Here is a 13,123-nt window from a genome sequence, read left to right as displayed (position 1 = left end):
GTTGATTCACGAGTTATCAAGCTTCCTGATGATGAATTCTAGCCTGCCTGTTGTTGCCGTTGTATTTGCCGTTCGCGAATCCGTTCCAGGGTACCCACGGGAATTGCTTGAATTAGCGTTTTTGTATAGTCCTGCTGGGGCGATTGGTAGATGCGATCAGCAGCATCCATTTCCTCAATTTTGCCGCGATTCATCACCATAATCCGATCGCTCATAAATTTCACAACACTCAAGTCATGGGAAATGAAAATGTAAGTGAGACCAAATTCTTCTTGGAGTTCTTTTAGCAAGTTCAATACCTGCGCTTGAACCGAGACATCTAACGCAGAAACCGACTCGTCACAGATAATGAATCGGGGATTCATTGCCAGCGATCGAGCAATGCAAATCCGTTGTCGCTGACCGCCAGAAAATTGATGGGGATAGCGGGTTATGGCATCCGCCGCTAATCCAACCCGGTTGAGGAGATAGATGGCTCGATCGCGAAATTCACTAGTGTTTTTGCCCCCAAAAATCTGCATAGGTTCCATGATGGCGTCACCAATGCTCATGCGAGGATCGAGGGAGCTGAAGGGGTTTTGGAAGATAATTTGCATTTCCTTGCGCAATTGCCGTAGCGCATTCGGTCGTAATTCCAAAATATCCTGACCGTCGAATAAAATTTTCCCCGACTGGGCATTGACCAACCGTAATAGCGTCCTCGCTAGCGTCGTTTTGCCACAACCTGATTCGCCCACTAACCCTAAGGTTTCCCCAGGATAGATGTCAAAGGAGACATCATTGACCGCCATCATATAGCGCTGGGTACGGCCTAAAACCCCTTTAACCGGATAAGCAACGCGCAAATTTTGTACAGACAGTAAAGGTTTTTGCGATCGCAGGGTTTGTAACCGATCCTGTTTTTCCGCTGCCGTTACTTCCGGCAGAGTCTGCAAAACCTGATCAACATTAACCTGACGAGCCTCAATTTGCCGCTCTCCTGTGCTGGTAGTGACCACATCCATGAAGTCGGATACAGTAGGCAGAATTTTGAACGATCGATCGGGACGGGGACGGCAAGTGAGTAGACCTCGAGTATAGGGATGGTTAGGCTGTTCAAACAGTTCCATCACCGTACCCTGTTCCACAATTTTGCCGTCATACATCACCGCGACTTGATCCGCAATTTCTCCAATCAACCCCAGATCGTGGGTGATAAAAATCATGCCCATGCCCCGGCGATCGCGCAGTTCCCGCAACAGTTCTAGAACTTGGGCTTGGATAGTGACATCTAAGGCAGTAGTGGGTTCATCGGCAATCAATAGCGCTGGATTGCAGGAAATGGCCATGGCAATCATCACCCGTTGCAACTGCCCACCGGACATTTGATGGGGATAGCGATTCAGCAGGGCTTCCTTGTGTCGGTTCATGGCGCGATCAATTGCGACTACCCCATCCGCCAATAACTGTTCCCGCAGGTCATGGTCGCTCGGTAGTAGGCGTACTTCCTGGAGCAGCGCTACAGCTCGACGACGCGCTTCGGGTTCGGCCACCTGTTGATGGAGTTGAATGGCTTCCGTCAACTGAAACCCGATCGTATATACCGGGTTGAGGGAGCTCATCGGTTCCTGAAAGATCATGGCAATGCGTCCACCTCGTAAATGCCTGAGCTGTTGAGGCGAAAGAGTTAACAGATTAATCCGGCGATCGCCATCCTGGAACCAGATTTCCCCCGCTGTAACTTTGCCAGGAGGATTGGGAACTAAACCCATCACGGCTAAGGATGTGACGGATTTGCCTGATCCAGATTCCCCCACAATCCCTAGCGTTTGCCCCGGCCAAACCTGAAAGGAAATGCCATCGACTGCGTTAATTACAGATGGGGATGTCCCTTTAGCAGAACTGGCTTCAGTGGTGAACTGTACTTGCAGGTTGCGAACGTCCAGGATGGGATGAGTCATGGCGGCTACGAGGGTAAACAAATCCAAACTAGCTTTACTTGCCATCTTACAGGAGGACTCCCAGCCTTAGGGTATCTCTGCGGTCAATTAAAAATTCAATTAGAAATTTATGTGCAGCATACCCCCTGAAATGGAGAAGCAAAAGGGAAAGTGTCCCTTTTGCTTCCTAACAATTCATCGAGACTTATGTATTGAGTGGACTGTTGTATTGAGTGAACTGTATTGAGTGAACCTTGACCAACTTAGTTAGAGGTTCCACTCCTGAAATCATCGAAACCTTCAATGCGCCAATTCAAGTCGGAATAGGCAGGCAAAATAACTGCACTTCCATAATTAGCACCACTCATGTACCAGACCTGGGTGGAACCTGTCGTTGGATTGACCCAGAAGATATCTAGTAATCCATCCCCGTTGAAGTCTCGGATGCCCTGAATCTGCCAGTTACCACTTGGAGCCTTGTTCACACGATAGGATTGCATCAAGGCAAAGTTATTCATTGTCCAAATGTCAACATCTCGAGTCAAGGTATTAAACCAAAGGATATCCATTCGTCCATCCTTATTGAAGTCACCAATTCCTTCAATGCGCCAGGTGATATCGGATACCAAGGGTAAGCTCAGGCTTTGTTGGTAATTAAATCCATTCATGCGCCAGATGTCAGTTTGTCCGGTGCGATAGTTGCGCCAGAGGATATCGGGTTTACCATCCAGATCAAAGTCAGCAATCCCTTCTATTTGCCAAGAAAGATCAGGAACTGTCATCACAGTATAATCTCGAACATAACGATCGCGATCCATTTTCCAAATGACAACTTGGCCGGTAGAGCGGTTTTGCCAGAGAATGTCAAGGCTCCCATCCCCATCGAAATCAGCAGTTCCTTGGACTTTCCAGCTGAGATCGGGCACTTGGGGAATCTTGGCTGTGGAGGTCACAAACTGTGTATTGTTCATGATCCAAAAGATATTAGATCCCGTCCGCTGATTGCGCCAGAAAATATCAACCTTCCCATCGCCATTAAAGTCACCTGTCAACTCCGCCTTCCAGCTCAAATCGTCAATGCGGCCAATGTTAATAGTTTGATTGAAGGTAGAGCTATCGATCGTCCAAATATAGGTAGCACCGGTTTTGGTATCTCGCCACAAAATATCAGTCTTCCCATCGGTTCCAAAATCATTGACGCCATTAATTGACCAACCAACAGGGGCATTGGGCAGGGCAAGACTAATGCCGTAGGCATCTCGGTTCATGTACCAAAGTGATACTTCTTGGGTCTGCTGATTCTGCCACAGAATATCGGGGCTACCATCTTTGTTAAAGTCTGAAATTCCCTTAATGACCCAGCTGGCTTCAGGTACCTTCAGAAGGTGGGTACTGCTGACGTACCGACCATTATTCATGATCCAAATATCATTTTCCCCGGTTCGGTAGTTCCGCCAGAGGATATCCGGCTTACGATCGCCATTAAAATCTGCAATGCCCGCCACTTTCCAAGCTAAATCAGGCACAGATAGCAAATCAACCGATTGGAAACGAACTCCACTAGCATCAGCATTGATTAACCAATCGGTCATCGCGCCTGTGCGTTGGTTGCGCCAAACCACATCGGTAACACCATCACCGTTCAAGTCACCCGTGCCTTCAACGACCCAATCTCCATTTCCGATCGTGAAGACTGAATAGCCCTTCACGAGTGTTACACCATTCATCGCCCAGACTTGTACAATCCCTGATTGTTTCTGCCGCCAGAGAATGTCTTGGTGACCCGCAATGCCCGTAAAGTTGCCAATTCCTTCAATTGTCCAGTTAGTATCCGTGACTGAAGGTAGGGCAATGGCTTCGCCAAAAGTGGTGCCATTCATACGCCAGATTTGGTTGGCTCCAGTGAAGGAATTACGCCACAGAATATCGGCATCCCCATCTCCATCAAAATCAGCGGTTCCTCGGACTTCCCAATTGGGATCGCTCATGACTTGATTGAGTGCATACTGCATGACCGAAGGGCCCTGATTCATCTGCCAGAAAATAACGTCTCCGGTGTTGGTATTACGCCAGAACACGTCAGTCTTTCCATCTACTGAAAGATTGGTGCCCATACCTGCATTATCATCATTAAGGATTGTGCCCGTAGCAATTGTTGCGCTGCTATTTAAAATGCCGTTACTGGGTGAAGAGAGTCTGACCGTAAAGGTTTCATCCGCCTCAAACTTACTGTCACCCACCACATTGACGGTAATCACTTTACTAGTCTCACCGGGGGCAAAGGTGAGTGTGCCAGCGGTCTGACTCACAACATAATCGCCATCGGCTAGAGTGGCGGTGCCATCTTGAATGGCATAGTTGACCGTGACCGCTTGAGTAGAAGCCTGGGAAAGTGTAACGGTGAAGTCATAGGCACGGTTTCCTAGGTTTCCTTCCAGTTGGCTTAAGGTGATCGGCGCGATCGAAATGGTTGGCAGGGCAAGGGAATCGTCGTTGATAATGGTTCCGCTGGCGGATGCGGTACTAATCGTTGCCCCAGAGGCATTACTCAACTGAACTGAGAAGCTTTCATCGGGTTCAACAACGGTATCTCCATTCACATCGATCGTAATGATCTTAGAAGTCTCGCCAGCGGCAAAGGTGAGTGTTCCTGATTTTTGGCCATAGTCGTTATTGGTAACCGTCGCTGTCCCATCTACGGTGGCATAGTTCACTGTAACTGGAGTGGTTGCAGCCTGGGAAAGATTGACGGTAAATGTGAAGGCTTTGGTACCGCTATTGCCTTCAGTTTGTGCTGCGTTGGTCGGTACAATGCTCAGGCTGAGGGACGGGGCAACATCATCATTTTGAATAATTCCATCTTGGCTAGCAGTCCCGATCGTGGCACCAACGGGGTTCTTCAGTTGAACTTTAAAGATTTCATTGGTTTCAACTTTAGTGTCTCCATTGACCGCAATATTGAAGGTTTTCGTTGTTTCTCCAGCATTGAAGGTCAAGCGCCCATTGCTGACTGGGGCATAGTCATTATCCGCAACGGTTGCCGTACCGTCGATCGTGTCGTAGTCAACGGTGATGGTGGACGAAGCTGGTTGAGATAGAGTTGCCGTAAAGGTATAGAGGGTTGTGCCAGAATTGCCTTCATTTTGGGTAATGGCGGTTGTTCCCAAGGAAACTGTTGGCAGAACTGGGCCATCATCATTGACAATCACTCCGGTTTGACTCAAGGTGCCTAAAACAGCATTGCTGGGGTTAGAGAGGCGAACGTCAAAAGTCTCATCGGGTTCAGGGATAGTGTCACCGATCGTGGAAACGGTAAACGTTTTCGATTGTTCTCCTGGGTTGAACGTAATGAGGCCCTTGGAAATGGGAACGTAGTCCTGTCCAGCGATCGCCGTACCATCTACGGTGTCTACTTGAACGGTGACCGTTTGGGTGGCGGGTTGGGAGAGGGTGATGGTAAAGAGCATCACTGAACCTAATGTATTCCCTTCCGCAAGGCTGACTGTACCCGTTCCCAGGGATACGGTGGGTGGCTGTCCATTGTTGGAGTCATCATTGGAAATGGTGACAAAAGCTGACAGAACATCAATCTTCGCGTTGGTTGGATTGCTCAAGTTCAGCGAGAAGTCTTCATCGGGCTCAACGGTATTATCTCCAATCACCGTTACATTGACGGTTTTGCTTGTTTCCCCAGGAGCGAATGTTAAAGAACCGGAGACGGGAATATAATCATTTCCGGCGGAGGTGGCTGTGCCATCTACGGTGGTATAGGTGACTGTGACGGGCTGAGTTGCAGCACTGGATAACGAAACTGTAAAGGTCACAGTCTTTGTGGTTCCAGCATTGCCTTCCACCACTGTAGTGGGTGTTGCAAGAACAGATAGCCCAGGTAATGGAGCCGCATCATCATTCAGAATTTCACCCGTAGCTTCCGTCGTTCCTAAGGTTGCATTTTGCGGATTGCTCAGTTGTAACTTAAAGGTTTCATTGGCCTCAAAATTGGTGTCTCCGAACACTTCGATCGCCACCGTTTTACTGGTTTCACCTGGCGCAAAAATCAAGGTGCCGGATTTGCCACCATAATCGGCGGAGAGGCCAGAACTGACGGCGGTTCCATCAACGGTTGCATACTGGACTGAGACCTGTTGGGTCGTTGGTTGATCTAATTGAATCGTAAATTGGTAGAACTGACTGCCACTATTTCCTTCAGTTTTGGAAACCAGCGTGGGAGTGATCGAAACCTTTGGAACCACTGGAGCATCATCATCCGTGATGGTTCCCGTGGCGACTAATGTACTGCCCCCACCGGAGAATGTTCCATTGGTGGCGCTGCTTAATTGAACCTGGTAGGTTTCATTAACTTCTGGTGTGGTATCACCAATGACTTGAATGGTGATATTTTTACTGGTTTCACCGGGATTAAATGTTAAGGTTCCGGTATTAGCGGTGTAATCTGAACCAGCCGTAGCCGTTCCATTCTGCGTTGCATAGTTGACCGTGACGACTTCGCTGGATGGATTGGATAAGTTAACCGTAAAGGTTGCGGGAGTGTTGCCGCTATTGCCTTCCACTGTTGAAACACTGGAGGAGGCGAAACTAATGGTCGGACGGGCATCATCGTTGGTAATGGTTGCTGTGCCGATCGAATTACCCGAAGTGATGGTCGCGCCCGCTGCATTTGAGAGCTCTAAGGTAAATGTTTCATCACCCTCGAACTTCGTATCCCCATTGACTTGAATGGTGATTGTTTTCTCTGTTTCTCCAGCGGCAAAGGTGAGCGTTCCATTTGCTGCTGTGTAATCTTCCCCTGCCAGGGCGGTTCCATCTTTGGTTGTGTAGTTGACACTGACTGCTTGCGTGGCAGGTTTGGATAACTGCACCTTAAAGCTATAGTTTGTCGTACCGCTATTCCCTTCCGGTTGACTAATCGTTAAAGGCACGATCGCGATGCCGATGTCATCATCTAGGATAGTTCCTGTTGCGGACAGCGTGCTGCCCCCACTGGATAATGTCCCATTAGTCGCGCCGCTCAACTGTACTTGATAGGTTTCATTGGATTCTACGATGGTATCGCCGGTAATTTGAACTGCGATATCTTTACTGGTTTCACCAGGGTTAAATGTGAGGGTTCCAGTGGCGGAAGTATAGTCGGAACCAGCCGTAGCCGTTCCATCCTGAGTTGCGTAGCTGACGGTGATAACTTCGCTGGATGGATTGGATAAATTAACCGTAAAGGTTGCGGGAGTGCTGCCGCTATTGCCTTCTAGGGTCGAAACGTTGGAAGATGCGAAACTAATGGTCGGACGGGCATCGTCGTTGGTAATTGTGCCCGTTGCGGTGGTATTCCCTGGCCCGATCGTGGCGCTGCCCGTAGGATTAGACAACACCAAAGACAAGGTTTCGTCGATTTCAAACTTATTGTCTCCTGCAACTTTGACCGTAATGGTTTTACTGGTTTCTCCAGGGGCAAAGGTCAAGGTTCCATTAACGGTTGTATAGTCCTCCCCAGCAAGAGCAGTCCCATTTTGAGTGGTGTAGTCAACGCTAATTGGACTACTAGAAGCTCCTGATAACTGAACGTTAAAAATCAGATCGGTCGTGCCGCTGTTGCCCTCCGTAACCGATGGCGTGAGTGACTGGAACGTAATTACAGGGGCAGGATCATCATTTGTAATAACGCCTGTTGCAGTCGAGGCCGTACTGTCTAGGCTCGCTCCTTGGGGATTGAGCAGTTCGACCAAGAAGTTTTCATTGGGCTCAAAGATGGTATCGCCATTGACTAAAACGGTAATCGTCTTAGGCGTCGTATCATTGGCGGCAAAGTTTAGCGTGCCGGTAGTGGCTACGAAATCTGCTCCTACCCCAGTGGAAATCGCTGTGCCATCAACCGTGCGGTAATCCACGGAAACAGGGGTTAGACTGGGTTGCGACAGACTAACGGTGAAGGTGTAGGCTACAGTACCACTGTTGCCTTCCGTGATTGCTGGGCTGGAGGGTACGATCGAGAACTGAGGCGTATCATCGTCTCGAATGGTTCCGGTTGCAGATGGCGTTGTCGCTAACGTTGCATTGACTGAGGGATTGCTCAGAACAACATTAAATGTTTCATTTGCTTCAACCAGCGTATCTCCGATGACGTTTACCGTGATCCGCTGGGTGGTTACACCGGGTGCGAAGGTGAGTGTTTGCGCCAGTGCCTGATAATCAGTTCCCTCCGTTGCGGTACCTGCTTGGGTCGCAACATTCACAGTCACGGTTTGGGCACTGGCCCGAGACAGCACCACATCAAATCCGTAGCCACTGGTTCCTGTATTCCCTTCAATGAGAGAGGGTACTACGGGGACGATCGAAATTTCCGGTTTGGATACGGGCACGGTGACGGCAAATTCGGAGGTGTCTCCGCTTTGGGTATCAATTGCCGTGGCGCTGACTAACCCTGTGATAGCGGTTGTTGTTGTGAAGGAAATGTCGGCAAATCCACTGCTATCGATCGTCACATCTTGGAAGCCAAGATAGGTTTCTCCTTCCCCATTGGTCGAGGGATCGGCGGCTGTATTGCTGAAAAACTCAACCCGAATGGTGCGTCCAGCAATTCCGTTGAGACGACCTGTAATAATGGTTTGATCGCCAGCAATGGTGTTTTCTGCAACCAGGGAAACGGGGAAGTTCTGTAGATTATTTGCGCCGGTATCAACATCACCGATATCATTGGGCGTGACTCCCGTTGGGCCTAGATCGATCCCTAATCCAGTGTTATTGCCGATCGAGTTGCCAGAGATCCGATTACCTGTGCCTGAAGTGACGGCAATGCCTGCTTGACCATTCCCAGTAATGATGTTGCTGCCAATTGTATCGACTGCCCCAAGCCCAATTGTATTATTACTTCCTGCAATTGCAATTCCGTTGCCTTTGAAATTAGTGATTTTGAGTCCTTTGACTTGGTTGCCATTGGTAGTGAGGTTTAAACCATTGGTTGTCGTGGCTATCGCGGTTCCATCTAGGGTGATGACGGGAATTGTTGTAAATCCGGCTTGGCTCGTGCCATCAATTATAACGGTATCCGTAATATCTGGAAGGGCTGATTGCAATGCGATCGTTTTGGCCCCTGTACCCGGAATTTGGAAGGTAATAGTATTGGTTCCCGCAAAGGCATTAGCATTTAAAATGGCCTGCCGCAGAGACCCTTCTCCCGAATCATTTGTGTTGGTAACAACCGTATCGTTATCGAGAATTGAAACGCTAGCACTGGCAGCGGCGCTACTGATTAAAAATCCCCCATCATCAACGAGGGCGAGTTCTACGGCTTCAGTTGGTTCTGCTACAACATCATCGATCGGTGTCACAACCAAAATCACATCTTTGACATTATCGCTCAGCGTCAAAGTGATCAGTCCAGTATTAGTATCCCGAACCAACGTAACGCCCGCTGTGGTGGTCGTAATGTCATAGTCTTGAACCGATGCGGTACCCGTGACCTTAGGCAACAACTTGACAATAAGTGTTCCCGTCGGATCGGTGCGGCTGACTTTATACGATCCAGTATCACCGGCCGTTTCAGTTGCAGTGCCATCCTGGGTCACAATGCTGACCGTTTGTTTCAGTTGGGTCCCAAAGACATCTGCGGCGCGGTTGAGATCATCCGCGACTAAATTACTCGCATCGCTGGTAAAGGCAATATAGGCGGCATTGCGGCTCAGGGTCGGATCTTTGGATGCTGCATTTCCTGCATTGATATCCGATTCATCTAAGCTGATTAAACGAGTGCGTCCCGTGACCGTGTCCCGAACAAAAACATCTTGGATATTGCCATTGGTGTCTCCTGTAACCAAATCCGAGGCTGTACTGACAAAGGCTACATAGCGACCATCAGCACTAATTACGGGATTCAGCGAGCCTGATCCGTTGCCACTGCCGGTTCCAGCGGAATTGACGCTCACCAGGGACGTCTGGCCCGTTTGCATATTGCGGATAAACACATCAGCAACATTGCCATTGGTATCCGTGGTCGTTGTTAAATCGCTGGCCGTGCTGACAAAGGCAATCAAATTACCATCTGCGCTCATGGTTGGTGCGTAGGAACCCAGCGTAGTAGGTGTCCCCGTTGTAACTCCAGCGTTACCACTGGTATTCACACTCACTAAGGCGAGGGGATTAGATGCAGCTTGCAGATCGTACCGGAAGACATCCTGGGTTCCGTTGGTATCGTTGGCGACAAGGTTGGTGGCATCACTGGTAAACGCTACATAGCGACCATCATCACTAATCACAGGATTGAAGGAATTATCATTCCCAATGCCGCTAGCCCCCGTACTTAGGAGGGTCACCGCACCAGTTTGGGTATTAAACGCAAATACATCCTGGGCTGCGTTTGTATCCCCTGCCACTAAGTCACTCGCGGTACTGGTAAAGACCACATATAACCCATTGGCGCTGATAGTGGCATTGGCAGATGCAGCATTGCCACTGTTACCCGAACCTGTTTTGCTAACTAACTGGATGACTCCTGTTGTACGATTCCATAGGAAGACATCCTGGGCATTATTGCTGTCATTGGCAACTAGATTACTAGCAGTACTGGTAAAGACAACGTACTGGCCATCGTTACTAATAATCGGATTGGCAGATGCTCCATTGGCTAATGTAGAACCAACTTTACTAATCAGTTGAACTGTACCCGTCGATCGGTTGTACAGGAAAATATCTGCCTGATTATTAGTATCCCCCGCAACCAGATCAGAAGCAGAACTGGTGAAAACAATAAAGTTGCCATCACCACTGATCATCGGTGTAGAGGATGCTCCATTACCAGCGTTGCCAGTGGTTGTGCGACTCACTAGCTTAATCGCATTGGGATCGCTACTGGGTAGTGTGACATCCCGTAGGAAAATATCTGTAACACCGTTGGTATCTCCTGACACCAGCTTATCCACCGAACTCGTAAAGACGACATAGCGGCCATCGGTGCTAATGGATTGATTGGCGGTGACTTCGGAGTTGCCATTTCCTGTAACGGAAGTGCGGGTAGCCCGGGAAACAAGACTGACTGCCCCCGTTGTTAAGTCAGTGAAAAAGACATCTTCAACCCCATTGGTATCCTGGGGAACTAAGTTAGTGGCATCGCTGCTGAAGAAGACAAATTTCCCGTCGCCGCTAATGGCTGGACTCTGTGTGCCGCTATCGCCAACTGTGGGAGGGGTAACCCCCTGCTGCCGGGTGACGAGGGATAACACTTGGCTGTCAATGTTATAGGCAAAGGCATCAGCCCGATTATTGGTGTCATTAGCGATTAAATTAGTCGCACTGCTGACAAAGACGATCGTTTTGCCATCATCACTCATGACAGGATTGAGGGATGAGGAATTACCAACCACACCACCGACTTGACTAATTAAGCGACTAGGATTGGCTGAATCCAGATCTCGCCAATAGATATCTAATGCACCGTTGGTGTCTCCCGTGGCAACTAAGTTACTCGCTAAGCTGCTAAAGGCTAAATATTGTCCATTGGCACTCAAGACTGGGGCATCGGAACTGTTATCCCCTGCTTGGGTGCCGGTAGCGCTGACACTACCCAGAATCAGGTTACCAGTTGCGCGATCCCATACATAAATATCATTTGATGTATTCGTATCGGTCGCTAACAATCGGGACGAAGTGGCAAAGGCGACCCGTCCACCGTTGGCACTAATGGCCAAGCGACCCGATGCAGTGCCATTACCACTGCCAGCGACTGCTGGATTAATACTAATCTGGTCAAATGTCCCACTCGTTACCCCATAGACAAAAACATCCGCTTGGAAACCATCATTGTCTCCAGGTAACAGGTCATTGGCAGTACTGATGAAGGCAACATAGTTACCATCGGCGCTGACAACAGGGTTGGAGGAGGAGCCATTCCCGCTTCCATTAAAGTTTTGGTTAACACTCACCAACTCCAAGCCATTGGTTTTTGTCCAGACAAAGACGTCTGATCCACTGACCCCGTTGCGATCGGGTACTCCCAGTAGGCCAGATGCTGTACTGGTGAACGCGACGACGGAACCATCTTGGTTAATCACCGGGTTCGTTGAGCTGCCAGCTTGGGTAACCCCACCCAAGTTACTCAGCAATGTGATCTTGCCGGTACTGCGCTCCCATAGGAAAATATCTTCTAGGTTGTTATTGTCTGTGACACCGCTGACCAGATTACTGGCGCTACTGACAAAGGCAACATAGTTACCATCACCACTAATTACAGGTCTGAGAGAGGTTCCGTTACCCGCGTTCGTATTGGTCGCATCGTGACTCACCAAAGTATAGGTGTTGTTAACGCGATCGTAGAGAAAAACGTCCTCAAAGCCATTGTTATCTTGCGAGACTAACCCATCGGACTTGCTCGTAAAGACGACATATTGGCCATTTTGGCTAACCATGCCGGGAGAGATGGAGCCTCCCACTGCTGCACTAGACAGGGTCGTTTGAATGCCAGAGAGCAGTTGGGTATTGAGATCATACCGATAGTTAACAGGGTTGAGACTGGCAGTGTTAATGGTGCCAATTTGAGTTTCTAACACCCAATCTCCATCTGCCCCGGTGATGTTATCCGATGCGGCCACATCGGCTTCCGTTAATTGGGCTAAACTTTGCAGGAACGATCGCCCGATCGAGCCCTGCCCCACATCACAACCGTATAACAGGATATCGGCATCAGCAGTCAATGCCTGCCCCCAGGACTTCAATTGCTGTGTGTAGGAGGCTAGGTTATCTCCGCTGAGCCAGGAATTTCCCAGCTGTAGCTGACCGGCGGCACCGTGGGAAAGAATATGGACTGACTCAACGCCCGTATGGTGTAACAGCGTTGCCGTAATTTGACCGATCGCATCCTGGTAAGGATTGAGGAAATAGACCGCCGTATTGCTATCAAGACTGCCTAGTAGGGACGCTGCGTCCTGGACTCCCGCATCGATAAATACTAAGGAGGATGCAGTCCCAGGATTGAATCCTGGCGAAGGAGTTAAGGGAGAAGCCCCGTAGCGATCGAGACTAGAGGAAAATGGAGGGATAGTGAGTGAAGATGAATTCCAGAGGGAAGACCCAGCAAATTCCATGCTCTAAACTCCTGAGATTGGCAGGTGCGAACAGTTACAACACAGTTAGAAAATGAGCCTCTTCCCTAGTGGGCGATCGGGCTGCTCCAAGATAACCGCTGAAGTCCAGTTTCGAAC

The 13,123-nt window shown here is 49.2% G+C and carries 2 protein-coding genes; both read right to left on the bottom strand.

Going from position 1 to position 13,123, the window contains the following annotated elements; all coding sequences use genetic code 11:
- Window positions 1-38: 38 nt before the first annotated feature.
- Window positions 39-1,985, bottom strand: a complete 1,947-nt coding sequence (locus tag ACN4EG_RS06595; RefSeq protein ID WP_431628539.1) for an ABC transporter ATP-binding protein — start codon at window positions 1,983-1,985, stop codon at window positions 39-41.
- Between the two features lie 197 nt (window positions 1,986-2,182).
- The gene (locus ACN4EG_RS06590; protein WP_431628538.1) at window positions 2,183-13,006 is read right to left on the bottom strand and encodes a Calx-beta domain-containing protein; all 10,824 of its coding nucleotides are present in this window, start codon (window positions 13,004-13,006) and stop codon (window positions 2,183-2,185) included.
- Window positions 13,007-13,123: the final 117 nt, after the last annotated feature.

It is taken from the genome of Alkalinema pantanalense CENA528, from assembly GCF_050753345.1.
Lineage (GTDB): Bacteria > Cyanobacteriota > Cyanobacteriia > Leptolyngbyales > Leptolyngbyaceae > Alkalinema > Alkalinema pantanalense.
Note: the sequence above shows the minus strand (reverse complement) of the source record. Positions and strands in the feature narration are given on the sequence as shown.

Bases quoted from the DNA above. Each gene is read 5' to 3' on its own strand.
- ACN4EG_RS06595 (WP_431628539.1), bottom strand. From the start codon at position 1,985: ATGGCAAGTAAAGCTAGTTTGGATTTGTTTACCCTCGTAGCCGCCATG.
- ACN4EG_RS06590 (WP_431628538.1), bottom strand. From the start codon at position 13,006: ATGGAATTTGCTGGGTCTTCCCTCTGGAATTCATCTTCACTCACTATC.